Origin of the sequence: Clostridium cellulovorans 743B (genome assembly GCF_000145275.1) — a bacterium.
GTDB lineage: Bacteria > Bacillota > Clostridia > Clostridiales > Clostridiaceae > Clostridium_K > Clostridium_K cellulovorans.
The window spans coordinates 329,251-354,864 of sequence record NC_014393.1; the positions used below are offsets into that span (position 1 = coordinate 329,251).

Consider the following 25,614-nt stretch of genomic DNA (forward strand, 5'->3'; position numbering starts at 1 on the left):
CTTAAGGTAATAAGCTAATATAACGTTGACAGTATTTGTTTTTTTACAGATGACTACATATTTTTGGGGAGGATATATGCCGCAACGTGGCTATTAATAATATAAATTACAAAAGTGTGTTAGTGTCAATAGAATCTAAAACATATATTGTATTAAGTGTACTAATATGCTATTATATACATTAATATGGTGTATAGCAATACTGTGTAATTAAATGTAAATATATCCCCTAAGTATATACAGATAAACATCCGCAAACGGTATTGATATATGCTATAGCTTCAGTAAACAGCCATGCGACTAATAGAGCAGAGGGCTATTTTTTTAAAGTAAAAGTGGGAACGATACCACGGAAATACAGATATTAAAGAGAGTTAAGCTTTATATCTGTATTTTTAAAACAACGGATGATCCCAAAACTGGTGGTGGAAATCATCCGACAGTATATTTTTTCAATCTTAATCCAGTAGAACTTAATAATCAAAGAGTAATGATTAAAATATATCTTGAAAAATAAGTAAGGTTATAAGACAACTTATGTTCTTTATATTATTCATCCTGTGAAGACTGTTTTAGATCCTTCAATTCTAATAAACTGGATTCAAGGCAAAGATAATCTCCCAGTACATAAACCCACATAGAGAGAGTTTCTGCAAAATCATATTCTTCTAATTTCTTTTCTTCTTTTAAGGTTTGCTCATTTTGCTTTAATTGACTAAGAAGAATAAGCATATCGCCAATAAGCATAAGTAAGGAAGCTAAAAGGGCTAATTGAGCAATAATTAATTCATTAAAGTTTATTGCTTCTTTTTGTGCTATGTCTAATTCCATAATCTGTGATAGTGAATCAAATTTATTGCCAAGTATATTCAAAGCATTGATAACTGCAGTTTCATCCATAAATATCAACCATCCGCAAAACTCGTTATAAATTCATTATATTAATATAAACGTAGGTAAGTTACTTATACAAGCAATATTTCTAAAGTACCCCTTTCAAGTAGTTAAATAGATGAAGTATGTAGAGCTTAAATAAAGGAGCTATAGATAAATAATTTACAAAAATATGGAAAATAACAGAGTCTATGTTGAAATTATTTATAAAAATGGAATAAAAAACCTAATAGTGGTCATAAATTAGATATAGAGTGGCAGAAGATAAAAATTGAGGTTATCTATATTTAGAAATACTTCTAGAAAGAAACTTTGCTATAAATACATATTGCCGTTAAATTGAAAGGAATCAAAATATTAGGATGCCTTAAAATTTAAAACATGGTTTATATGATCACATAGAACATATTTTAATCGATATAACTGGGGGGAATTATTAATGAAAAAATTAAAAAAGTTTTTTGCGGTACTTATAGTTTCTGTAATGTCTGCAGTAATGTTGACTGCATGTGGAAGCACAAAAGCATCACCAGAAGAAAGTGCTGAGATATTTTTGGATGTATTACTAAAGAATGATAAGTCTAATATGGATAAGATAGGTATGGAAGAAGATGATTACACTAAATTTAGAGAAGCCATAGACTATGGTCTTATGGAAGGGTTTGCTGGATCGATATCAGATCCTAACGTGTTGACCGAAGATATAAAGAATACTTTGAAAGAAAACATTATAACTGGATTTTCAAAGGTAGAATATAAAGTAGTTTCATCTGAAATTGACGGTGATATAGCTAAAGTAAATGTTGAAATAAAAGGTTTTGATATGAATACTATTTCTGCAAATATTCAGGCAAGGCTTCAAGAAGATTTGAAGGCTAATCCAGCAATGACTCAGCCACAAATGCTACAAACATCTTTGAAATATATAGGAGAAAGTATTGCAAATGGTGTAATAGTTCAAGAACCAAAAACTATTACCTTAGCTTTAGCAAAGGATGGAAACACATGGTTACCAGGTGAGAATGATATTGTGACATTAATGGAGGCACTAGTTTCATAATAGAAATCTCAGATATATTTCCAATCAAAAATCTGCATTAATTTCAATAAGCTATATATGTGTTTAATGTAGACTATTTATTTGGAATTAGATATATAATTAAATAAAATTTAAACTAAGGAAATCTTAAAAGTTAAGCTTTTGAGGTTTCCTTTACTTTTGCCAAGGAGTAGAGTATTTAAGTTGGTATTTCCAAAGGACAACATACGATATGTAAATATAGGGAATAGCTAATATGTAAGTTAACTTTATGTTAGATATATTGACGTTAAATAGATACTTATGTATTCTATTGTTATAGAACATATAGATAATTATCTATATAGGGGGTATTATGAAACCACAATATGAAGAAAACGCAAAAATTATTAAAGCACTTTCAGATCCAAGTAGACTAAAGATTATAGATATTTTATCTTGTGGAGAGAAGTGTGCTTGTGAAATATTAGAGGAATTTCAATTTACTCAGCCAACCCTTTCACATCATATGAAGGTTTTAAGTGATTGCGGCCTTGTTAATAGCAGGAAAGAGGGACTTTGGAATTATTATTCTCTAAACAACTCAAAGTGTAACAAGCTTATATTATTTCTTATGAATCTTGTTACAGATACAGAGGAATGCATTTGTAAGGATAAAACTGAGGATGATTGTAAAACCGAAAAAAAAGGTTATTGTGAAACTGGAATAAAATGTGATTGTAAGCTGCTAGAGAACTAGAGGTTGTCTGCAGCATTGAATAGTTGAGCCTTTTCCTTGGTGCTTCTGAAATTGGAACCAAAAATCTTGTGAAATTAGAACCAAAGATGTTTGTCAAATTGGAACAAAAGATCTTTATAAATCGCAGGATAAGTTAAAGAATAAAAAAACTTGAAAAAGCTATATATAAAATAAAAAAGGAGATTAAAAAATGAAAGTAAAAGTAGCATTTATATGCGTTCACAATTCTTGTAGATCACAAATGGCAGAAGCACTAGGAAAATTATTTGCTTCTGAGGTCTTTGAAGCTTATTCAGCTGGCACAGAGTTAAGGCCACAAATAAACCAAGATGCAGTAAGAATAATTAAAGATTTATACAATGTGGACATGAACGAAACACAAAAATCTAAGTTACTTGAAGATATACCAACAGTAGATATAGTTGTAACTATGGGCTGTAACGTGGTTTGTCCAGCACTACCTTCAAAACATAGAGAAGATTGGGGATTAGAGGACCCAACAGGTAAAAACGATGAAGAATTTATTAAAACTGCAAAAATCATTGAAGAAAAAGTAAAAGATTTAGCAAGAAGAATCCAAAACAATGAAATATTCTAGAAAAAAATAAAAAAGCCCCAAAATTAACTGCTAAATGCGTTGATTTTGGGCTTTAGTATATAAACTTTCATTTCAGCGTAGTACTATTTTCTTGTTCCAGAGCTATGTCTTGTATCACAACTGATTCCATTGCCACCTTTTTTGCCACAACCATTACCAGAGCCAGAAGAATTTCCTCTTTCACCAGGTATTCCTGTGCAGTTATCCATATTATTTTTTATGGTTTCCTTTATGGAAGCCCCTTCTTCTGTTGTTATAGTTCCTGCTGCAACGGCATTATCGATAGATTTATTTTTTTCTTCAAGTAAAGCTGCTTTAAAAGCTTCCTCTGTCATGCCTTTTTCTTTAGCTAAATCGTACATGGTTTTTCCAGCATCAAGGCCAGCAGTTATTTCTTCGTCGGTCATACCAAGCTTATTCTTTAAAACAGCTTTTACGTAATCAGAGCCTTTCATACCAGTAACTCTCTTGATACCAGCTTTTTTATGAACAGAAGTATTAGCAGAGTCAGTAGTATTAGTTACAACTGTAGTACTTGAAGGTTCTGCAGATGCGTAGGCAGTTATACCTAATCCCATTGCTATAGTCATGGTTAAAGCTAATATAAATTTTTTTGATTTCATTTTTAATTCCTCCCAAATAGTTAAATTATAGATTTCTTAACTTTAATCTTGCCTTACCTAATAGATTTTTAATCACAGCGTGGAAATCTTTTGCCCCCCGGTGGGGATAATACAATAATAAAGCAGAATAGAAATTAAAGGGTGTCTTAAATGTGAAATAATAAGACACAATTAGGACACAAATTAAATTTTTAGCGATGGTATAATTCAAGTGAAATAGGGGTGATTAAGTGGATAGAAATATTCTTATTGCCGATGATAATTTTGAAATTATAAAAATACTAAAGCCTTATATAGAAAAGGAAAATTTTAATGTAATCTTTGCTTTTGATGGCGAAGAGGCATTGTTAAAGTTCGATCACTACAATCCTCAATTGGTTCTACTGGATATTATGATGCCTTTGATTGATGGTATTGAAGTTTGCAATAGAATTAGAGAAAAATCCAACACACCGATAATAATGATAACAGCTAAAAGCGAGGACGCAGACAAGATTTTAGGGTTAAATTCTGGTGCTGATGATTATATTATTAAACCTTTTAGTCCTGGGGAAGTTGTGGCAAGAATAAAAGCTGTTCTTAGAAGAATTACTCCTGTAGAGAACAGCACTTTGTCAGTTGTTAAATATCCACCAATGGAGATTGATATCAATAATTATTCAGTGAAAATCCATGGAGAGAATATAAACCTCACAAAAAAAGAAATTGAAGTGCTATGGATGCTTACTAGTTCTCCTAATAAGGTTATTAAAAGAGATGATCTTCTAGATAATATTTGGGGGATAGATTATTTTGGAGACCCAAGAACTGTGGACACACATATAAAAAGGATAAGAGCGAAACTTGCACTTAATGGGCAATACAGTTGGGATATAAAAACCATTTGGGGCATGGGGTACAAGTTCGAGGTGAAGGATGTTTAAGAAGAGTAAGTTAAGCAAAGAATTAGGGAGAAATAGGTTAGACAGAAATTTTTTAAAAAAAGGGCCTAAACTGATTCAAAGGAAAAAGGGTAATAGGATTAATGTATTAGAGTTAAATAAAAACATTAGCCTTAAAATAACCTTTGGCTTTTTAGCGATCGTAATAGTTTCTACTCTTTTTATAGGCATCATCGCTATAAATATTTTTAAAAATAACATCTACGAAATCAAAGAAAATAATATGAGAAAGCATGCTCAAGCAATTTCAGAAACCTTAGAGCCTTATATGAAGAATCCACAAAGTAGCAACGGACTTAATGAAATTATGCATTTGATATATCACATTGATAACGCAAGAATATGGGTGTTGAATCCTAATAAAACCATCGTCACTGCTTCAGATAAGTCTAATGCCATTACTTATGTCAATGACACAGAGGTAAATGAAGTATATAAAGATATCAATGAACGAGTACTATTAGGGGAACAAGGCTATATTTTAGCCTACAATCCTTATTATGAAGAAGACATGATGACCATAGCAGTACCAATAAAGAATGATAACAAAGTTATAGGTGCAGTAGTAGTAAATTCTCCTATATATGATTTGATAAATTCTATGGATAAATTCTTTATATATATAATTTTAATTCTTGGCATTGAGATAATAATTGTTGGTTTTATGGGTTACTATTTCTCAAATAGTATTTCTAAACCAATAAGAAAAATAAATGAATCAGCGTTAAAACTAGCACGGGGGCACTATGGAATAAAGACAAATATATATCAAAAGGATGAAATAGGGGAGTTGTCCAGTTCCTTTGATTTACTATCTTTAAAGCTAGAATATACTATAGGCAAGCTATTTGAAGAAAAAAATAAGTTAAGCAACATAATAAAAAGTATCAGCGAAGGGCTTTTAGCTTTAGATACAGATATGAAGCTTATTGACATAAACGAAGCAGCTATAAAGCTATTAGGTATTGATGATAAAGATGCTAAACAGCTATTACCAATTAGCAATGAAAATTACGAGGCAACCGAAAAGTTATCAGAAGTTAATAATATAAGCGATGAGGCAGTAGAAAAGGTATCATCAATCAATAATGCAAATGATGATGTAGCTAAAAAGTCACCAGTAATCAATAATGCAAATAATGATGTAGATAAAAAGTTATCAGTAATTAATAATGCAAGTGATGAAGAAACTGAAAAATTATCAGCAGTTAAAAATTCATCAGCCACCACTAAGATTGAGGAACCTAAAGAAGATAGTACTAAGTATCATATAGAAATTATGGAGATTTTTCAGCAGTTAAATCTTATAGAAGCTCTTGGACTAAAAGATATACAGGAGAAAAAATCCGTTATAAAAAACTTTAAAAACAAGATTCTTGATTTTTCTATAGCTCCAATAAGAAAGAGTTCAAATGAAATTATAGGTGGAGTTATCCTTATTCAAGATATAAGCGAAAAAGAAAAACTAGAGCAGCTAAGGAAGGACTTTATTTCAAATGTTTCTCATGAATTTAGAACTCCTTTGACAGTTATAAAAGGTAATCTGGAATCTATTGTAGATGGAATCACTAGACCAGAGGATGTGATGGAAACATGCATTAATCTGATAAAAGAAACAAATCGACTTGAAAGAATGGTTAAGGACTTATTAAATTTAAGCAAACTAGAATCAGGTACTTTAGAACTTGAGGTTTCAGACCTTGATGTGAATTTGCTTATTAATGACACTATAAGAAGCCTAAGACCACTTATAAGAGATAAGAATATAGCTATTGAATTATCACTTCAAGAAGATTTGTCGATTCTTCAAAGCGATTACTATAAATTAAAACAGCTACTAATAATTTTTATAGACAATAGTATAAAGTTTTCGAGCAAGGGTGGAGTTGTGAAGGTTGACACTTACTCAAAGGATAAAGAGCTGTATATAGCTATAAAAGATAATGGAATTGGCATACCACAAGAAGAAATTCAGTATTTAGGAGAAAAGTTTTATAAGGCAGATAAAGCAAGAAATGCAACGGTTGAAGGGACAGGGTTAGGACTTTCAATAGCAAAACGATTAGTTAAGGTTTTAAATGGAACATTTAAAGTAGAGAGCCAAGTAAATCAGGGAACTAGGATAATTATTTCTTTCCCAATAAGTAAGAATTCAGATTAGTTACAGTAATATAGAACTTTGGGTTTTGCTTAAAAAGGACAAAAAATTGAGGAGGGCAAATCATGAGGCATGGCTACCACATGGGCTTTGGATTATATGGCTCATATATTTTGATATTTCTTCTTATAGCTTTCTCTGTGTTGGCAGTATTATTTTTCAAAAGTAAACCAGTTGCAAACCCCTTCACCATAAAATTGATCGATATACTCAAGGAAAAGTATGCTGCGGGAATTATAACTGCTGATGAATATATAGAAAGAAAAATGATTATAGAAGAACTGAAGTTTGTAAATCCATATACACCAGTACTTCTAGAAAGATATGCTCAGTGCCTTATAGACACAAAGGATTTTTTAATCATTAGAAATATACTTGAGAGTAAAAATCTTGATAGCAGTATTAGTGAAGGGCTTGCAAAAGGATTACTGCCTTATGAGGACTTTAAAGATATATAAGTAAAAGTAGGGGGAATAAAAATGAAAAATAATAAGATATTGAAAAATTTACGATATGTTCTACTAGGTATATTTCTAATACACATTACGGTTGAGACTTATCTTCATCAAGTTTTAGGTGGTGGAGAAGCTCCATCAATACACGCACTATGTCCATATGGAGCTTTAGAATCATTGTATCAAGTGATGTTTAGCGGAACTTTTGTGGAAAAAATATTCTCGGGTACACTTATTATTTTAGTTATATCAGTAGCAATAGCACTAATTTTTAGAAGAAGTTTTTGCGGGTTGATTTGTCCTTTTGGAGCACTTCAAGAGTTCTTTGGAATTATAGGTAAAAAGATATTTAAGAAGAGATTTGTTGTTCCAGAAAAGATAGACAAGCCAATGAGATATTTGAAATATGTTGTTCTCGCAGTAACTCTTTATTTTGCATGGAAAACAGCAGGTTTATGGGTGAATCCATATGATCCTTGGGCAGCATATGGACATATAAGTGAAGGTATATCAGCTCTTTTTGAAGAGTATCTAATAGGTTTTATTATACTAATAGCAATTCTAATTGGATCATTACTATATGATAGATTCTTTTGTAAATACCTTTGTCCTATGGGTTCCTTTTACGGATTAATTTCAAAACTAAGTCTAGGAAAGATAGTAAGAAATGAGAACTCCTGCGTTAACTGTAACTTGTGTAGCAAGAGTTGCCCAATGAATATAAAGGTTTCTAAAGCTAAAGAAATAAAATCTGCTGAATGTATAAGCTGCCAAAGCTGTGTGCTTTCTTGTCCAAAGAAAGGTACGTTAGAATACAAAGTTAAAAACAAATCAGTTAAACCAGCAATTGTAATATTATTAGTACTTTTAATATTCTTTGGTGCTATAGGTGCTACTAAGGTTATAGGCATGTATCAAGTTACACCTTCTAAGATAACTTCTGAAACAAAATTGACACCAGAAGAAATAAAAGGATACATGACCTTAGAAGAAATAGCTACTGGATTAAAGTTAGATTTAAACCAGGTCTATGAAAAATTAGACTTACCAAATTCTGTTCCTAAAGATACTAAGCTGAAAGAAATTAAAGATATTATTCCTGATTTTGAAGTTGAAGAAGCTAAGGAAAAGCTAAAGAAATAAAACTAATAATAAAAACTAAGTAAAAAATGCAGATATGCAGTCTGCATTTTTTACTTAAGGTTATGTTTTAAATAAATGTTGAAATTTGATACAAGTTCGAAAATATACTATAATTTTCATATATTCAACATAGTAAGCACATTAACACTACATACAGTAAATTAAAGTTGTAGAATATTGTGAAATTTAAAAAGGAGGCAGAAGGCTTTGAAGAAAAGAAAATATATTTATCTATTAATAACCATACTTATTATTTCTGTAGCTATTCTGGCACCAAGGATAACTTATAGAATAGATTCAAATTTAGTAAATCAAGATAAAAAACCTATCTTTGTTGTTAAAAAGGATCTGTATAAAGACGGAGGAACTACAGACTACAGAGGGTTGGGATATCAAGTTATAGCATGGAATAGAATAACTGCTAATGGGACTGAATCTGGGTATGAAATTTATAAATCCCCAAACTTTAGAGATGTTAACGATGGACCAACTAAAGAACTAAAAATTGTGACAGATAAATAGTGAACAATCTTCTTTAAAAGTGAATTTAGGGAAGCCGAAATGATATGATCTTTTTAAAGTAGACAAGGTAAATATAGAAGCGTACTACTTTGGAGGGATTATTTTATGTGAAAAGCACCATTTACAGTTGAGTAGTGTGCGTAAGTAAGTACAGTATATATAAGAAGGAGAATTAAATTATGAGTAATGCAGTAGAGTTTTATAAGCAAGGATATAATTGTTCAGAGTCCATATTAATGGCTGTTAATGAAGAAAAAAACCTAAACCTTCCAGTAGCAATGGCAAGCGCCTTTGGGGGCGGAATGGGAGTAGCAAGTACTTGTGGAGCAATCACAGGAGCATTAATGGCATTAGGAGCAGTAAAAGGAAGAGAAACTGCAGAGGAAAAAAATATCGCAAGAGTATCAGCAAAAGAATTTATGAATAAAGTTAATGAAAAGTATGGTACTTATGAATGTAAGGAATTAAAACGTAAGGGTGTATCCTGTCCAGAAATAATAGAGTATGCTCATGAAGTTATGAAAGAATATATAAAGTAGTAATTATAGTATATCTTGATCCACTTACCAAAAAAGTTTTTGGTGTAGATCGAAATGTATAATAAATTTAAAAGTATACAAAATTAATGAAGCTCAAAACTAACATCATTTGGAGGTTGGTTTTGAGCTTCATTATATTTAGATATTTTAATCATGTCTAATATTTTATGCCTCCAGTAAATCTTTATCACCCTCATTAAAAAAATGTCGATATAAGATAAATTGATATTATTACAAATTATTTTTAAAAAATTCAAAAAATTTACGAGAAGAAAAATGCACAAATTTGTATAACATTAATACAATAAAAATGTAGGGAATAATTATTTAGGAGAATTAAGAAAAATCATGGAAAAAAATAAAAGTAAACAAATGATGGACAGCAAATTATTTAAAGAAGCAATTGAAGGAATAAAAGATGCAGTTCAAGGAGAAAGAGAAGATGAATTATTTTATGATTATCTTCTAAATGAAGCAGAGGATGATGAAGAAAAAGACATTATATCAGATATAAGAGATGATGAACGTAGACATAATAGGATATACAAAATAATCTATGAAGATTTAACAGGTAGAGAAGTTTCAAAGGGTGATGAAGAAAGCTTTAAAAGACCTAAATCATATTTAGATGGTATTAAAAGAGCATTACTTGGCGAATTAAGAGCTGTAGAAAAATACAGAGATATCAGAAGAAAACTTCCTAGAGGACAATATATAGACGTATTAACAGATATTATTACAGATGAATTAAAGCATGCATCAAAATATAACTTATTATATACTATCAACATGAATAAGAATATGAATAACAATATGGATAAGAATAACAATAAGAATGGCAGCATGAATAACAACATGAATGGTAATATGAATGAGAATATGAGTAACCTTTATAACGATTTATATGAAAATGCAAGCAGAGCTATGCAGGATACATCTAAGTTTACTCCAGATGAATGGGTAAAATATATTATGCCAGTAGTTGAAAATGCTATGACAAATATGAAAGAGGATACTAATAACGAACACTTATATCAAGTATTAGTATTATCAGGTGTGCTTATTGGATTAGGAATGAAACCAGAAGATGCTATTAATAAGGTTCAAGATTGGGAAAAGACTGGCGAGTCCGAGTTATTAGTAGCTAGTAAAATGAGTAGATATTTTTTTCAATAGGATATAGGTGACCTAGGAATTTAGGAAGTAAGAGTTCAAAAATAGAAGTTCATAAGATGAAAATTTATGATTGCAAATCTATAATATATAAATTTGTAACAGAGGATTTCTGAAGCTAAGATTAAGTCTATAATTATATAAATATACAAGCTGAGGATAAACAAGAAATTTAGTTTATCCTCTTTATTTTTTACCACAAAAGAACTTAAGCTTTTTAAACGTAGAGTTTGTTTTAAAAATATAGATATGCCATTAAATTTTACATGTGAGTTTTTTCTATTAAATATGGATATATTATTAAATAGCCAAAGCTATGAAATGTGGTTTTAACTTAAAATTATTTGGTTATAAACTTCAATTGAACTTATATACATATATTAATAAGAAAGGATGGATGAGTTATGAGTTTTTTTTCAAGTTCATCAGGTAGAGGACACTATGGGGGTATGCATCAAGGTAGAGGTTATTACAGAAGAGAAGGGCTTTTCATGAAGTTACTTAGGCTTTTAGGGGTGTTATCTAGTTCTGCTAGGGGACATAATAGAATACATTCTCATAGTTCATATCATAATAACCATTTCAATCATGGATATCACAGAAGAAGGCATAAAAGTTCATGGTCATGATTGACTTTTTTAAGAAGAAAATATATCCACCAGGCTTTTTGCTTGGTGGGTATAAAATATTAAGTACCATAGGAGAAGGTCGCTTTGGAATATGTTATTTAGCAGAGTTAGATGATAAGCAATATGTTCTAAAGGTAATCAAGCCTAATGCTATTAAAAAAAGTGGAAATAAGCTTATTTTTGAGGAGAGAATACTTTCATCTATTGATAATCCAGCCATCCCTAAAATATTAGAGGTAATAAAAACTGATGAAATACATGTATATGTTTTGGAATATAAAAAAGGAAGAACTTTAGAAGAGATGATTTTTGATGATGGACATGTGTTTAGCCGATGTGAGATCTATAAGGTTGGAATAGCGCTTATAAACATTATTAAGTATCTTCATGAAAGGAATATAGTACATAGGGATATAAGAGTACCTAATGTGGTTATCGATGAAGATGAAGTATATCTTATCGATTTTGGTCTTGCAAGATTGGTTGATAACGACAGGTATATACCGAATATAGATTTTCGTTGTTTAGGACATCTACTTATCCATCTATATTACTCATCTTTTGATGGAACAAACAAGAAATCAGGACCTTGGTATGAAGAGTTGGAATTAAGTCAAAAGGAATTGATATTTTTGAAAAAACTTTTGGGACTTAAGAGAAAATACATGAGCATAGATGATGTTGAGCATGATTTTGAGAAAATATTTCCACGAGAGGATATAGTATCAAAATAGATAGGAGTACTGCCAACATTGTTGAGATACCTATACTTTGATAAATAAAAGTAGCCTTAGCATTAGGATTCGAGAGATGCAAAGTCGAATTTCAACCAAATAATATCGAGGTGAAGTATCCTCAATATTAGGATTCCACATAGTTTATACAAAAACAATGTGGAATCTTTTGCTGAGCCAATTAAAAAAACAAGAGTAGTTCAACTCTTGTTGATGAAAAATATAAGGATAGTTCTAATCAACTTATGACTAGGACTTAATTTTATTCTTGGCATCTACACGCTTATTTAACGTTTCTATCATTATAAACATCAGTAGAAGTATACCACCAGTATAAAACGGCAGAAGAGAATAGCCTGTATATGATGCTAAAATACCAAAGAGAGGAGGCATAAATGTAGTCCCCACATATGCACAAGCCATTTGTACTCCCATAATTGATTGTGAATATTCCGCCCCGAAGTTTGCTGGGGTTTCATGTAACAAACTTGGATAAATTGGTGCACAGCCTATTCCTGTTATTATGAAGCCGATTAGTGAAGCAACTTGGCCAAGTGGTAGCATAATCATAATTATGCCCACTGCAATTAAAGCTTCTCCCAAGCGAACCATTTGTCTGTTATTTAGTCTAAGTGTAATAAATCCTGACAAAAACCTGCCAAAGGTAATGCCAAAATAGAAAAGAGATGCCCATTTTGCTGCTGTTTCTGCTTGAAGTCCATGAGACATAACTGCAAAGCTACTTCCCCATAAACCTGTTGTTGATTCTATGGCACAGTAGCAGAAAAAGGCTAGTAATGCATGTTTTGCGCCTGGCAGTTTCAAAAGTTCTCTTTTACTTATTATTTTATGTTCCACTTCTTTTTCATTGGGATTTTTCTTATCGCCTTGAAGGTTAGTAGTTGGCACTGCTTTTTTCCAAAATGACAAGGTAGCTATTAATATTATTACTAATGAGAATTGAATAATTGCAACGGTGCGATAACCTAACTGAAAGATAGCTCCTCGTTCTAAGCAATAGGACATGATAATTGGACCTGTCATAGCCCCAACACCCCAAAAACAATGAAGCCAACTCATATGTTTTGCTTTATAATTAAGTGCTACAAAATTATTAAGAGCGGCATCTACTGAGCCTGCTCCAAGTCCTAATGGAATTGCAAACAGGCATAGCTGATAAAATTCAGTACTTACTGAAAATCCTAATAAAGCTGCTGCTGTCATAAACACACTAATAGAGGTAACTACACCAGTTCCCAATTTTCTAATAACCTTGTCACTGAACAAGCTTGATACAATAGTTCCTCCTGCTATAACCATAGAAACAATTCCAGCATAAGATATTGGTACTCCCATATTCGGATACATAGAAGGCCAAGCTGAACCTAAAAGTGAATCTGGTAATCCCAGACTGATAAATGCTAAATAAATTATGATTAATAAAATCGTTAATACCATTCACTGTTCCACCTTACATATAAAATTTAGAGCATATTTCCATAAAGTAAGTAATATATGTTGCAATAAAGTTTCTTCATAAACTGTTTGATTTTAATAGTATCAAGTTATTTTTAGAGATAGATTCAATTATACAACTTACAGAATTATGTTTCAGGAGTTTTATTAAAGTTACCAGATAATTTTTTGTATGCATTAAGCTTATAACTTACGTTTTTGTCGTAGTTTAAGTTAAAATAGCATGTATATAGACAATCTAAAACATATAACAAGGATAATCTTGTTGAAAAAGATGAAATTTTATTAAAGTGATTTTCATTTGAACTTAAATACAAATGGTAATTTGCATATTTAGTAAGCGGATTTTCGTTTGTTGAAGAAATTAAAATAATTGGAGTTTTATTTACTTTTAGCATATCCGCTATTCTTTTTATTATTACACCTCTACCTTCAAAGGAAACTACTATTGCTATATGATTTTCATCACTGGTAGAGGCTGTTAAAAGTTGATGGTATTCTTCTATTGGAACATTGATAAAGGTTCCGATTTCTTGCATTTGAAATTTAAAGTTCTCAACAAAATACATATTCCCAGCGGAGGTGTAAAAATCAATATGCTGTGCATTTTTTAATACATTAGCTATTAATCTCAATTGTTCTAGGTCTATTAAATTTAATGAAGACACTAAAGTTTGTTCATATAATTCCTTTAATTTCAATACAATTTGATGTTGGGTTTCATTTTGCTTAATAGGATAGTTATAATCTAAAGAACTCTGTTCTTTTAAATACTCATTAATAGACAGAGATATTTGTACTTTTAATTCTGATAGTCCTGATAAATCTAACTTTTGACAGAGTCTATAAATAGTCGAAGTTGAAATAAAGCAGGCGTCACTAATTTCAAGAGCACTCATTTTCACAAAACCTTCAGGATTATCTTGCATATAGCTAACTAATGTTTTCTCGTTTTCAGTTAAGTTTGTAAGTTTATTTAATTTACTGAAAATGTTCATAAAGATCACCTCATGAACATTATATAATATTTTAATAAGTACATCATTAGACATAGTTATCTAGATGTTATTCTTTTTATTATTCTGTTATTTCTATTCGATTTCCGTCAGGGTCCAAAATGCAGCTCTCATAATAGCCATCTCCAGTACGACGAGGTTCACTCACTACTTTGCAACCTGCATTTCTTAATGTGTCAGTAAGTTTATTAACTTTCTCTATACTGCCTACGGAAATAGCAATGTGGATCAAACCTATATATTGATCAATAGTATTATTTAAGTTAAAAGGAATAGATGGCATCTGCATAATTTCAAGCCTAGCACCTGATTGAAAGTTAATAAAATATGATTCGAAGTTTTTACTTAAGTTCGTATACTTATCTCCAGCACTGCCATCAAAATAGTCTACATAAAATCTTTTTAATCTCTCAATATCTTTACTCCATATAGCCACATGTTCAATTTTCATGTTAACACATCCTCAATTTTAAAATATATCATTTTATGTGTTTACTTAATGTATAAGCAATACCATCTTCCTCATTAGATAAGGTCACTTCATCAGCTACGTTTTTTAATTCATCTACTGCATTACCCATAGCTACTCCGATACCAGCATAGTTAACCATTGATATATCATTATGTCCATCACCAAATGCAATCATCTCTTCTTTTTTATAGCCCATAGGAATTAGTACAGTATCCAAGGCTTTAGCTTTATCAATTCCTTGAGCAGTAAATTCAAAGTAGAAAGGCGCTGTAAACACACAATTCAAAGTGTCTTTAAAGGGTTCCATCATTTCTTTGTAATGTTCTTGTAGGTATTCAGGATCTCCTGCTGTTAAAATTTTATTTAATGGATAGTCAGCAAAGGCTGCTAAATCATCCTTTTCACATAACTTGAATTTGCCACCACGAGCTTCATATTCAATTATATTAATAGTTTTACCATCGTGATTTATTTTATTGTTGAAAACATTATTAACAAACATATAATCATTTTTATCAATCATAGGTTTAACATCGAACTTCTTTAAATGTTCAAGAACCGCTTGTCCTTGGTCAATGCGCATGGCTTCATTAAATAAAACCTTATTAGTCTCACAATCAACAACCTTAGAACCATTAAAAGAAACCAAAAGTCCATGGTTCTTATCCATTTCTAATTCTCTAGCAAAATCCATTAATCCAGATGTAGGTCTTCCTGATGCTAGAATTAAGATAGCACCTGCTTCTTGTGCTTTGATTAAAGCATTCTTAGTCTTTTCAGTAATTACTTTTTTACTGTTAGTTAATGTACCATCCACATCCATAATAATTACTTTTATGTTATTCATATGACATCCCCCTAGCTTTTTTCTTTGATTATACTAATACTATTTTTATAAATAAATAATCTAAGAAAAGAATGAATAATATCTATCAAAAATAATTATCATAGCAAGAAAAAAATGAAACAAGCTTATCAAAATGTATTGAATAGATAAACTTAGATAGAGACAAAATATTAGCAATACGGAATTTAACTATAGTTATATACTTATGTCTGCTTTTCGTAAAAAATGGCAAACTGTTAGTATTAGGGAGTTCAATTTCAGTAGTCCACCATTCAACTTATGCCATCTTGATAAAATAACATAGATTTTTAACCGAAACACATATAATTAGAAAACATAGGAGGAGACGAATTATGTTAGGATTTCTAAAGAAAAATGATGGGAAGGCCATTAACGTTAATGACATTGATAATTTAATTGGAAAGGTAGAACTAATTGATATCAGAGAAGAATACGAATATAAAGGTGGAAGTATAAAGGGCTCTAAAAATATCCCAATGGGAGAATTGCTTGGGGACCCAGATAAATATTTAGATAAAAACAAAGAATATTACATAATGTGCCAGTCAGGGGGAAGAAGTTCAAAGACTTGCAATGTTCTTTCAAAGCAAGGCTATGATGTTGTTAATGTTTCTGGTGGAATGGGGTCATATGCAGGTACAAAGCGAGAATAATTATTTTTACGGCATTCTCAAATTAGACTCTGTTATTGATACAATATTGAAAGGCTTTAAGAATAGAGAAGCAATAGATATCTCTAATGTAATGTCCCGATGACGTTATTCAATTTTAATAAAGCGTTTGGATCAATCTTTAAGGTTGTATTTTCTTCACCTAAGCCACCATAAACAAAAGGAAATTCAAGAAGTTTTTCATCAACTATATACGGTAATTCGATTCCAAGCATTGGAACATTTCCTACTGAAAACCCTGTTACTGATTTAACTTCGTCTTTATTTGCTAATCTAACATTTTTACAATTTAATAACTGTTTTAGTTCCTTGAAGTTTACATGACCTCTTTCACCTGATATAACTAACACATAAAATCCTACAGCAGTATATAATATTAAGGTTGGTGCTATTTGAGCAATATGAACATTAAAATACTCAGCACCTTCCTTAGCTGTGTAAATATGCTTATCATTATGAATTATTTCAAATGAAAACCCACCTTTTTCTAAAATATATTCTATATTTTTCATCAAAATCACCTTTACATCCACTACGTATTTTTTATAAATCAATATTATATAAGTTCCATTATTGAAACATCATAAAAAATCTACAGAAACTTTGAAAATTAATATATCCCCATGAGCTTTTTTAGGGCAACTTATATCTGATATTTCCTAATTATAACATTAAATCCTATAGTATTAAATAGATATTGGTTAATAAATTGTAAAATTATACATTTTTTATATAACAATACTCATGTTGCAATCAATGTTAGCTTATGTGTTGAGTTAGTGCCAAAAATGGAAAATTATTAGTGAAATAAGTTATAATATAGTAAGAACAAGTATTTAGGAGGCTAAATAAGTATTTATTACATAAAGGAGAGTACTATTATGAGGTTGTCTGATTATGATTATCTAGCTCTAGCATTTGAGGAAGCAAATCAAGCATTTGAAGAAGGAACGTACCCAATAGGAGCCGTTATTGTAGATGATGATGGAAATATTGTGAGTAAAGGAAGGAACCGTGTCTTTACTGAATCAGATTGTACTGCTCATGCTGAAGTAGATGCAATTAGGAAGGCTGGACATAAATTACTAGATATACCAAACAAGAGGTTTGTGAAAAATAATTTAACACTTTACACAACTTGTGAGCCTTGCCCGATGTGTACATGTACTATCTTATTATCTGGAATTAAGAGAGTAGTTTGGGCTGCAGACGATGATGAATATGGTGGTATTCGCAAATTTAAAGAAGGACCTCACTTCATTAACTTATTTGATACAATAACATATACTGCATCTCCTTATGATGATCTTGAGAATAAACAACGAGATTTACTGGCTCGTTGGAATATCGGAAGAGGAATTTTAAATACTGAGTGGGAAAAGCCAAAATAAGTTCCAATGAAGTTTACTTATTGAAAGTGTTGGAAAGGAATAATTATAGAATATTTTTATGTTAAGAATTACAGGTGGACAATCCCGCCTGTAATTTTTAAAAGCTATAGATATAGCTGATATTTGTATAGATTGGAGAAGGAAATGTTCCATGAAATTTATTTATTGTCCTATATGTGGTGAAAAACTTAGTGAAAAGAATATTGGTGATGAGGGTTTGGTAAGGTATTGCTTTACCTGCAATAGACCTTATTTTGATAGCCCTTCAAGCTGTGTTGAAGTTTTGATTCTTAATGAGCATAACCAGATATTATTATTGAAGCAAAATTACATTTCGAAAACCCATTGGGGAGTAGTGTCTGGATATGTTAATAATGGGGAGACATTAGAGGAAACAGTAATAAGAGAGGTTTTAGAAGAAACAGGACAAGAAGTTGAAAAGATGCAGTATGTGGAAAGTTATTATTTTAGACCAAATGAATTAATAATGGCTGGCTTTATTGCTTTTGTAAAAGCAAAACCCTTTAATAATTCTAATGAAGTTGATGATATCATGTGGTGCGAAATTGACGAAGTTAATAAATATATTGCAAGGGTCAACAATATGTCGGGGATACATTTTGATAATTCAATGAAGTTACTAAAAAGTCTTCGCTGAATATGACCTATAAAGAATTCTAGAAGAGATTGACTCCATTAAGTATCCAGCAGATGAGGATATTAAGAAATTCTTTTACGGTGTTAAATAAATATATGACTAGGCTTTTGTTATAGAAGGCTTATATGGAGAAGCATTCCACCGAATTGATTTAGTATTTTTATGTGAATATATTGGAAAAATAGAGAATGCAAAGATACAAGGAGATGCTAATCAAGTAGGATTTCAATGGCTTCCTATTGAAAACTTAATGAATGAGCCTCTATATCCTTCAAAGCTTCGATCACAAATAATTAATCTTTATAATAATAGAGAAACAGAAGTTTATCTTGGAAACGAGAGTATGGGATAATTTCCTTATAAAATGTTTGTTTATACTGAAAGTGAGGTATTTATTAGTGGAGGTTCTATTGTTTTTGATAATGGAGATATTTACAGAACAGTTCCACCAAAAAGAGCTTACCTTTCGTATTTAGTAGTAAGAGAAGAATTCCGAAATAAAGGAATTGGAACAGAGATTATTGATTATATCACTGAATAAGCACTACAATTAGGGATTGCAGTGCTTACAATCAATGTAGAGCACAGAGCACCAAGAGCTAAAAAACTATACTTAAAAAAGGGGTTTAACGAGACTGTACTTGAAAAATCTCAAACTATCCTTTTGTTAAAAAGATTATAAATAAACAACCAAAATGTTTCATTGTGTCTATTTCAACAGTTCTTGACCATGCTTCCAGTCATCATCATTAATTGCTCTCAGTACTCTGCAAGGATTACCTACAGCGACTACATTTGCTGGTATATCTTTCGTTACAACACTTCCAGCACCTATAACTGTATTGTCTCCGATTGTAACTCCTGGAAGAACGATGGTACCAGCTCCTAGCCAACAATTTTTTCCGATATATACTGATTTATTAAACTGCGTTACAGGCATACGCATTTCTGGTGTAATTGGATGGGCTGCTGTTGCTACGATAACATTAGGACCAAACATTGTGTAATCACCAACATAAATATGTGTATCATCCACAAGGGTTAGATTAAAATTAGCATAAACATTGTTACCGAAATGTACATGTTTACCTCCCCAATTACTATGAAGTGGAGGTTCAATATAACAACCATCACCAAACTCAGCAAACATTTCTTTTAACATTTTTATACGTTTCTCATATTCAGTAGGACGAGTTGCATTAAAATCATAAAGTCTATCCAGACATTTCGTTTGTAAGTTCATTAATTCCTCATTGGTACAATCATAAATTTTCCCACTGTGCATTTTTTCATATGTTTCTATTGTTCTCATTCCTTTCTATTAATCATGAGTATATCTACCTACAGCCATAACTAAGGATATTTAGAAATATTCTTGTTACTTAGTAGAAACTAACTTGTAAATAAAATTATATCTCCTAAGGTCCCATCATTATAGACTGAATTAGGATATGATTCAATAAGTTTATAGTTACTCTTTGTGTATTCAGAAACAACCTTATTCCAAAAATGAACAGAGGCTATATTTTTAGGGTGCCTTTTCAATTGCCATTTACCATGAAACATATCAAATACTTTCATTGCAGCGAACCTACCTACACCAGAGCGACGATACTTGTACATTACGAAGAACTCTGCCAAAGAATAATCAGTTACCTCATCTACTTCAGGATAATCATTTATCATTACAAATCCAGCCAAGTTCCCATCAACAACTATAAAAAATGCCCATCTTTTTTCCTCGGTCCAATAACAATCAAGATAATTATATCCATATAAGCCGAGTTTATTCACATCTCTATTATCCCATTGTGAAAATTCATAATCATATTTTTCAAGTAAGTTTCTAAGAATTTCTTTATCTTCAATATTTACTTTTTTAAGTTCTATAGTCATTTATATCTTTCTCCTTAATATATCTAGTGATAAGAGTCTTTAAACTTTTGACTGTTTCATTTTTCACTTTGAATACATAGTTTTTAAGTAAAGAATTCTCCTAAGGCATATTGATTTTCCAATATGTAAATAGATTTTTGTATGTAGTTTTAATCATAAAGCTACATTTAAAGTTCTGTGCTACAGCCACAAAGCTTGATAAGTTGTAAAGCGACTTTATTGTGGCGTATATATTATAAGTTAACTTATTTCCTAATAGTAGGGAATTTGTAATAAGTAGTAGTTAATATATGCTAATTATAACGTTAATTTAAGTATAAGGATATATTTTAGATAGATGTTTAAACTTTAAAGGAAGAGGGTTTATAGATACCCACAGTCATAACTAAAAATATTTTTGTTACTATTCAAAAGAAGCAAGGGATAAATTTAACGGACAACTTGAATTTTTGATATGGGTATCTATATATTTGATTAGGGATATACAACATATTATAATTAAGTAATAGATAATTATAATATACAACAATAGGTGGTATCGCGTATGGATTATAAAAATATTGCTCCTTGGGAGTTATTGCAAAAGAAAATGACATGGGAGCACCTAAACTACATCCATAATAAAAGAATTTTAGACTTTGGAAGTGGAAGTGGCATGACAGCTAACCATTTTGCCATAGACAATGAGGTTATAGCAATTGAGCCAGATGAAAAGGTGCTTCAGGATAGATTTAAAGAAAATAATTATACACAAATAAAAGGAGACATGAATAGACTCAAGAATTTCCAAGATGAATCCTTTGATATGATATTGTGTCACAATGTTTTTGAATATGTAGATGAAAGAGAAGAAATTTTAGAAGAGTTTTCAAGAATATTAAAGAAAGATGGATTTCTTTCTATTGTAAAACATAATAAGGCTGGAAGGGTTATGCAAATGGTAGTGCTGCTTAATAATTTTGAACATGCTAACGAATTATTAGCGGGAAAAAATGGGCATGCACAGCAGTTTGGCACGATTAATTACTACAAGGATAAAGAAATATTGGAATGGTCAAATAAATTTGAAATAGAAAAAATCCTTGGAATGAGAACCTTTTGGGATTTACAACAGAATCAAGAAATTCAAAAGGATGAGACATGGCAGGAGAATATGTTGGAAATTGAATTGAAGGTAAGTGAATTAGAAGAGTATAAAGCAATAGCATTCTTTCATCATATTATTTTAAGAAAAAGGTAATGGCCATATTTTTCAATATGAACTTTAATTTACAGATAACAATAGCTTATTAGACAACATTTTCTTAAGTGGATAATCATAGACTTTATAGATATAAATTTTAAAGAGGTAGCTATGGCTTTTTATATTGATGCAAGGGCTGTCAATGAATTAATGAGGAGTAAAAATTATAGAGAAGAAAAAAATTTTACTTTAGAAGAGTTGGCACAATATGATGGAAGTAATGGAAAGTCTGCTTATGTTGCGATAAAAGGGATAGTTTACGATGTAACCAAAGAACCCACTTGGGAAGGAGCAGAGCATTTTAACATAAAGGCTGGCAAGGATTTAACAAAGCAGTTTGATTCTTGTCATGGAGAAATTGAACTCCTTCATGATGTACCTAAGGTTGGGGTACTTATAGAAAGTGATAATGAGAAAGGGTCTAGAAATATACCGGAGCCTACCTATGCATTTAGTCCTGATGATTGGATTAGGTATCTTACACCATTAGTTAATCAGGCACTGGAAGAGGCTAACGTAGAACCTAATACTGAACATGTGCTCCAGAAATATATTATGGCTGGAGTGTTTGTTGGACAAGGACGGTCTATTGAAGATGCTATTAAACTAGTAAGTGAATGGGAAGACACAGGTTTATCTAAGTTATTAGAACAGAGCAAAACAAAACAGCGTTTAATGTAGTTTTGAGAACTGCTAGAGTTTTTAAAAGAATAGGGTTAGCCGTAAGGAACCTTTAAAATCCCCAGTCATAAAATACACTAAGGACAACTTTGTCTTACACGAAGTTTAAATAATATGGGGGAGAAACGATGGATAAATATGAAGAGAGCAAGAGAGTGGAGGAACGTGAGAAGGAGATAAAAGAAATAGAGGATGACCTGAAAATAATAAAATATTATTGTAATAAATTAGAGAAGATGTGCAAATGCTATAGATGCTTTCTAACAGATCTAAACAACAATGCGATGCCTAATTATACAGATAGAATGAGAAAAATAAAGAAAACTGAAGAAGCTCATGGAATTGATAATATATTTAAGAGTCTTTTTCAGGTATTGCGACATAACGAAGAAAATGTTGAGGAACTAAAAAAACATCTGTAGTATTTTTTATATAAGTTCAAGGTGGAAATCTTTATTAAAGGATTGACATAGGTAAAAACTTGGAATATTATAAAGTAGTAAATAAGGAATTGAAGCTTGATATTTTTACCTGTTCATATAATGCTTTTCTAATGAAGAGTTTCAGTCATCAGACTATGGATTGATGAATAGGGTAGGATTTGGCTTTGAAAAGAAATGCAGTGATGGGAAGAGTAACCTAGGAATTTATCTAAAGAGAGCCGGGATTTGGTGAAACCTGGTGATAATGAACTATGTGAACATGGCCCCTGAGTAGGTTGTCTGAATAATTAGGATAACCCGTGAGAGTCGACGTTAAAAGACAGAGTGATAATGGTCACTTACAAAGGTTTCTTTAGTGATGAAGAAATAAATTAGAGTGGTACAGCGATAATACGCCTCTAAATAGGATTACTTTCCTATTTAGAGGTTTTTTAGTTTTTATTTTCTAAACTACATAAGTTTTAATAATGAAACTACATTTAAAATTCTGTGTCATAGAAACAAAGTTTTATAAGTGCTGAAGAGCTTTATTCCAAAATATATAGGTTCTATTTATTGAAACTATATCAAAATTCTATAGAAATATTGAAAAATCAATATATCCTTAGAAGATCCTTTATGGGAACATATATACATTAATTGACTACATAGCAACATTGAGGAGGAAGAAAACATGAGTAATGAAAAAACTTATTACATCACAACCCCAATCTATTATCCATCTGCAAAGCTTCATATAGGTAATACATATACCACAGTTGCAGCGGATGCTCTTGCAAGGTATAAAAGATTAACAGGTTACGACGTTATGTTTTTAACTGGAACTGATGAACATGGCCAAAAAATCCAAAGAATAGCTGAGGAAAAAGGTGTTACACCAAAGGATTATGTTGATGAAATAGTAGCAGGAATACAAGATTTATGGAAGCTTATGAATATAAGCTATGACAAATTTATTAGAACAACTGATGATTATCATAAGAAAACTGTTCAAAAGATATTCAAACAACTTTATGATCAAGGTGACATCTACAAAGGTGCGTATGAAGGTTGGTACTGTACACCTTGTGAATCTTTCTGGACAGATACACAAGCAGTAGACGGCAAATGTCCTGACTGTGGAAGACCGGTAGAAACAGCGAAGGAAGAAGCTTATTTCTTCAAAATGAGTAAATATGCAGATAGACTTATAGAATATATAGAAACTCATCCAGAATTTATTCAACCAGAATCAAGAAAGAATGAAATGCTAAACAACTTCTTAAGACCAGGTCTTCAAGATTTATGTATTTCAAGAACTACCTTTACTTGGGGAATACCAGTAGAATTTGACCCAGATCACGTTGTTTATGTTTGGATGGATGCTCTTTCAAACTATATTTCAGCTCTTGGCTTTGATAGTGATAATGACCAGTTGTACAAGAAATACTGGCCATGTGATGTTCATTTAGTAGGTAAGGACATCATAAGATTCCATACAATTTATTGGCCAATTTTCTTAATGGCACTTGGTCAAGAATTACCAAAGCAAGTATTCGGACATGGTTGGTTACTTGTTGATGGTGGAAAAATGTCAAAATCAAAAGGAAATGTAGTAGACCCTGTAGTTCTAGTTAACCATTTTGGAACTGATGCTGTAAGATACTACTTACTTCATGAAATTCCATTTGGTTCAGATGGTAATTTCAACAGCGAAATCTTCATAAAGAAAGTAAACTCAGACCTTGCAAATGACCTAGGTAATCTTTTATCTAGAACAACAGCAATGGTTATAAAATATTTTGATGGAGTAATTCAACCACCAACAGATAAAGAAGATATCGATAATGAACTTATCAACATTGCTCTTGATATGCCTAAAAAGGTTGAAGCTGCAATTAATGAATTAAATCTACCACAAGCTCTAGACGAAATCTGGACTTTAATAAGAAGAGCTAATAAATATATAGATGAAACAACTCCTTGGATTTTAGCTAAGGATGAAGACAAGAAAGCAAGACTTGGAACGGTTTTATATAACTTAATCGAAGCGTTAAGATTTGCATCTGTTGCTGTAAGTTCATTCTTACCAGAGACAGGAACAAAGATTCAAGAACAATTAAAAGTAGACGTAGCTACTTGGGATAGTATATCAGCTTTCGATGGAACTCAAGCAGGAGTTACTTTAGAAAAAGGCGACGTTATCTTCCCAAGAATAGATGTTGAAGCTAAGCTTGCAGAGTTTGAGGCTTTAAAGGAAGCTGAACAACCAAAACAACAAATGCAGCCATTAAAAGAAGAAATATCTATAGAAGATTTTGAAAAAATCGACTTAAGAGTAGTAAAGGTTCTTGCTTGTGAACCTGTAAAGGGTGCTAAAAAGCTACTTAAATTAAAAGTTGATTTAGCTGGAGAAGAAAGACAGGTTATCTCTGGAATAGCTCAATACTATAAACCAGAAGATTTAATAGGAAAATACGTTGTCCTTGTTGCTAACCTAAAAGCTGCTAAGCTAAGAGGTGAAATATCTCAAGGAATGATTCTTGCAGCATCAACTGACGATGATTCAAAATTATTCACTGTTACAATTCCAGAAGAATTACCAACAGGAAGCCAAGTAAGATAAGAAAAAA

At 31.2% G+C, this 25,614-nt stretch carries 29 protein-coding genes and 1 other annotated feature; of the genes, 20 read left to right on the forward strand and 9 right to left on the reverse strand.

What is annotated here, in order from left to right; all coding sequences use genetic code 11:
- Positions 1–549 precede the first annotated feature (549 nt).
- Positions 550–900 carry a hypothetical protein gene (locus tag CLOCEL_RS01345; protein ID WP_010075210.1) on the reverse strand — a complete coding sequence of 117 codons (351 nt, stop codon included), beginning with the start codon at positions 898–900 and terminating at the stop codon, positions 550–552.
- Positions 901–1,333: 433 nt separating this feature from the next.
- On the opposite strand from CLOCEL_RS01345, the gene CLOCEL_RS01350 reads away from it, so the two are divergent.
- From CLOCEL_RS01350 to CLOCEL_RS01360, 3 genes are all read left to right on the forward strand, one after another.
- Complete coding sequence (locus CLOCEL_RS01350) at positions 1,334–1,954, forward strand: DUF5105 domain-containing protein (RefSeq protein ID WP_010075209.1); 621 nt, start codon at positions 1,334–1,336, stop codon at positions 1,952–1,954.
- A 334-nt stretch (positions 1,955–2,288) separates the two neighbouring features.
- Positions 2,289–2,672, forward strand: a complete 384-nt coding sequence (locus CLOCEL_RS01355) for an ArsR/SmtB family transcription factor (protein ID WP_010075208.1) — start codon at positions 2,289–2,291, stop codon at positions 2,670–2,672.
- Between the two features lie 190 nt (positions 2,673–2,862).
- Complete coding sequence (locus CLOCEL_RS01360) at positions 2,863–3,270, forward strand: arsenate reductase ArsC (RefSeq protein ID WP_010075207.1); 408 nt, start codon at positions 2,863–2,865, stop codon at positions 3,268–3,270.
- An 83-nt stretch (positions 3,271–3,353) separates the two neighbouring features.
- Here CLOCEL_RS01360 and CLOCEL_RS01365 read toward each other — a convergent pair whose 3' ends face one another.
- Positions 3,354–3,893: a hypothetical protein gene (locus CLOCEL_RS01365; RefSeq protein ID WP_010075206.1), complete on the reverse strand. Its 540-nt coding sequence runs from the start codon at positions 3,891–3,893 to the stop codon at positions 3,354–3,356.
- A 230-nt stretch (positions 3,894–4,123) separates the two neighbouring features.
- Between CLOCEL_RS01365 and CLOCEL_RS01370 the strand changes: the two genes are divergently transcribed.
- The 9 genes from CLOCEL_RS01370 to CLOCEL_RS01410 all read left to right on the forward strand — a co-directional run bounded on the left by CLOCEL_RS01370 (position 4,124) and on the right by CLOCEL_RS01410 (position 12,187).
- A complete protein-coding gene (locus CLOCEL_RS01370) occupies positions 4,124–4,816 on the forward strand; it encodes a response regulator transcription factor (protein WP_010075205.1) in 693 nt (230 codons plus the stop codon).
- Positions 4,809–6,995 carry a sensor histidine kinase gene (locus CLOCEL_RS01375; protein ID WP_010075204.1) on the forward strand — a complete coding sequence of 729 codons (2,187 nt, stop codon included), beginning with the start codon at positions 4,809–4,811 and terminating at the stop codon, positions 6,993–6,995. The genes CLOCEL_RS01370 and CLOCEL_RS01375 overlap by 8 nt, the downstream gene beginning before the upstream one ends.
- Positions 6,996–7,057: 62 nt before the next feature.
- A complete protein-coding gene (locus tag CLOCEL_RS01380; RefSeq protein ID WP_010075203.1) occupies positions 7,058–7,450 on the forward strand; it encodes an SHOCT domain-containing protein in 393 nt (130 codons plus the stop codon).
- Between the two features lie 21 nt (positions 7,451–7,471).
- Positions 7,472–8,590 carry a 4Fe-4S binding protein gene (locus CLOCEL_RS01385; protein WP_010075202.1) on the forward strand — a complete coding sequence of 373 codons (1,119 nt, stop codon included), beginning with the start codon at positions 7,472–7,474 and terminating at the stop codon, positions 8,588–8,590.
- 207 nt (positions 8,591–8,797) lie between these two features.
- On the forward strand, positions 8,798–9,112 hold the full coding sequence (locus CLOCEL_RS01390; RefSeq protein WP_010075201.1) for a hypothetical protein: 315 nt from the start codon (positions 8,798–8,800) through the stop codon (positions 9,110–9,112).
- A gap of 179 nt (positions 9,113–9,291) precedes the next feature.
- Entirely contained in the window at positions 9,292–9,651 is a 360-nt protein-coding gene (locus tag CLOCEL_RS01395; RefSeq protein WP_010075200.1) for a C-GCAxxG-C-C family (seleno)protein, read from the forward strand.
- Between the two features lie 348 nt (positions 9,652–9,999).
- Entirely contained in the window at positions 10,000–10,827 is an 828-nt protein-coding gene (locus tag CLOCEL_RS01400) for a ferritin-like domain-containing protein (protein ID WP_010075199.1), read from the forward strand.
- A gap of 401 nt (positions 10,828–11,228) precedes the next feature.
- On the forward strand, positions 11,229–11,453 hold the full coding sequence (locus CLOCEL_RS01405; protein ID WP_010075198.1) for a hypothetical protein: 225 nt from the start codon (positions 11,229–11,231) through the stop codon (positions 11,451–11,453).
- Positions 11,444–12,187, forward strand: coding sequence for a serine/threonine protein kinase (locus CLOCEL_RS01410; protein ID WP_010075197.1), 744 nt, complete (start codon positions 11,444–11,446; stop codon positions 12,185–12,187). Before CLOCEL_RS01405 ends, CLOCEL_RS01410 begins: the two co-directional genes overlap by 10 nt.
- Positions 12,188–12,436: 249 nt before the next feature.
- Here CLOCEL_RS01410 and CLOCEL_RS01415 read toward each other — a convergent pair whose 3' ends face one another.
- The 4 genes from CLOCEL_RS01415 to CLOCEL_RS01430 all read right to left on the reverse strand — a co-directional run bounded on the left by CLOCEL_RS01415 (position 12,437) and on the right by CLOCEL_RS01430 (position 15,998).
- Positions 12,437–13,645 (reverse strand): MFS transporter, encoded by a 1,209-nt coding sequence (locus tag CLOCEL_RS01415; protein ID WP_010075196.1) that lies wholly within the window; start codon positions 13,643–13,645, stop codon positions 12,437–12,439.
- 146 nt (positions 13,646–13,791) lie between these two features.
- Positions 13,792–14,661: a MurR/RpiR family transcriptional regulator gene (locus CLOCEL_RS01420; RefSeq protein ID WP_010075195.1), complete on the reverse strand. Its 870-nt coding sequence runs from the start codon at positions 14,659–14,661 to the stop codon at positions 13,792–13,794.
- Between the two features lie 79 nt (positions 14,662–14,740).
- Positions 14,741–15,130 (reverse strand): VOC family protein, encoded by a 390-nt coding sequence (locus tag CLOCEL_RS01425; protein ID WP_010075194.1) that lies wholly within the window; start codon positions 15,128–15,130, stop codon positions 14,741–14,743.
- Between the two features lie 28 nt (positions 15,131–15,158).
- Positions 15,159–15,998, reverse strand: a complete 840-nt coding sequence (locus CLOCEL_RS01430; RefSeq protein ID WP_010075193.1) for a Cof-type HAD-IIB family hydrolase — start codon at positions 15,996–15,998, stop codon at positions 15,159–15,161.
- Positions 15,999–16,351: 353 nt separating this feature from the next.
- On the opposite strand from CLOCEL_RS01430, the gene CLOCEL_RS01435 reads away from it, so the two are divergent.
- The gene (locus tag CLOCEL_RS01435) at positions 16,352–16,672 is read left to right on the forward strand and encodes a rhodanese-like domain-containing protein (protein WP_010075192.1); all 321 of its coding nucleotides are present in this window, start codon (positions 16,352–16,354) and stop codon (positions 16,670–16,672) included.
- Positions 16,673–16,755: 83 nt separating this feature from the next.
- Here the strand turns inward: CLOCEL_RS01435 and CLOCEL_RS01440 are convergent, their stop codons facing one another.
- On the reverse strand, positions 16,756–17,202 hold the full coding sequence (locus tag CLOCEL_RS01440) for a YbaK/EbsC family protein (protein ID WP_010075191.1): 447 nt from the start codon (positions 17,200–17,202) through the stop codon (positions 16,756–16,758).
- Between the two features lie 369 nt (positions 17,203–17,571).
- Here CLOCEL_RS01440 and CLOCEL_RS01445 point away from each other — a divergent pair, with 369 nt between their 5' ends.
- The 3 genes from CLOCEL_RS01445 to CLOCEL_RS22150 all read left to right on the forward strand — a co-directional run bounded on the left by CLOCEL_RS01445 (position 17,572) and on the right by CLOCEL_RS22150 (position 19,280).
- Positions 17,572–18,081: a nucleoside deaminase gene (locus tag CLOCEL_RS01445; RefSeq protein WP_010075190.1), complete on the forward strand. Its 510-nt coding sequence runs from the start codon at positions 17,572–17,574 to the stop codon at positions 18,079–18,081.
- Between the two features lie 151 nt (positions 18,082–18,232).
- Complete coding sequence (locus CLOCEL_RS01450) at positions 18,233–18,739, forward strand: NAD(+) diphosphatase (RefSeq protein ID WP_010075189.1); 507 nt, start codon at positions 18,233–18,235, stop codon at positions 18,737–18,739.
- A 364-nt stretch (positions 18,740–19,103) separates the two neighbouring features.
- Positions 19,104–19,280, forward strand: coding sequence for a GNAT family N-acetyltransferase (locus CLOCEL_RS22150; RefSeq protein WP_010075188.1), 177 nt, complete (start codon positions 19,104–19,106; stop codon positions 19,278–19,280).
- Between the two features lie 168 nt (positions 19,281–19,448).
- Here CLOCEL_RS22150 and CLOCEL_RS01460 read toward each other — a convergent pair whose 3' ends face one another.
- On the reverse strand, positions 19,449–20,051 hold the full coding sequence (locus tag CLOCEL_RS01460) for a sugar O-acetyltransferase (protein WP_013291584.1): 603 nt from the start codon (positions 20,049–20,051) through the stop codon (positions 19,449–19,451).
- An 80-nt stretch (positions 20,052–20,131) separates the two neighbouring features.
- Complete coding sequence (locus tag CLOCEL_RS01465; RefSeq protein ID WP_010075186.1) at positions 20,132–20,635, reverse strand: GNAT family N-acetyltransferase; 504 nt, start codon at positions 20,633–20,635, stop codon at positions 20,132–20,134.
- 544 nt (positions 20,636–21,179) lie between these two features.
- Between CLOCEL_RS01465 and CLOCEL_RS01470 the strand changes: the two genes are divergently transcribed.
- The 4 genes from CLOCEL_RS01470 to metG all read left to right on the forward strand — a co-directional run bounded on the left by CLOCEL_RS01470 (position 21,180) and on the right by metG (position 25,607).
- A complete protein-coding gene (locus CLOCEL_RS01470) occupies positions 21,180–21,875 on the forward strand; it encodes a class I SAM-dependent methyltransferase (RefSeq protein ID WP_010075185.1) in 696 nt (231 codons plus the stop codon).
- A gap of 114 nt (positions 21,876–21,989) precedes the next feature.
- Positions 21,990–22,559, forward strand: a complete 570-nt coding sequence (locus CLOCEL_RS01475; RefSeq protein WP_010075184.1) for a cytochrome b5 domain-containing protein — start codon at positions 21,990–21,992, stop codon at positions 22,557–22,559.
- Between the two features lie 128 nt (positions 22,560–22,687).
- Positions 22,688–22,981, forward strand: coding sequence for a hypothetical protein (locus tag CLOCEL_RS01480; protein WP_010075183.1), 294 nt, complete (start codon positions 22,688–22,690; stop codon positions 22,979–22,981).
- Between the two features lie 191 nt (positions 22,982–23,172).
- Positions 23,173–23,405: a binding site (T-box leader), on the forward strand.
- 270 nt (positions 23,406–23,675) lie between these two features.
- Positions 23,676–25,607: a methionine--tRNA ligase gene (gene metG / locus CLOCEL_RS01485; protein WP_010075182.1), complete on the forward strand. Its 1,932-nt coding sequence runs from the start codon at positions 23,676–23,678 to the stop codon at positions 25,605–25,607.
- Positions 25,608–25,614: the final 7 nt, after the last annotated feature.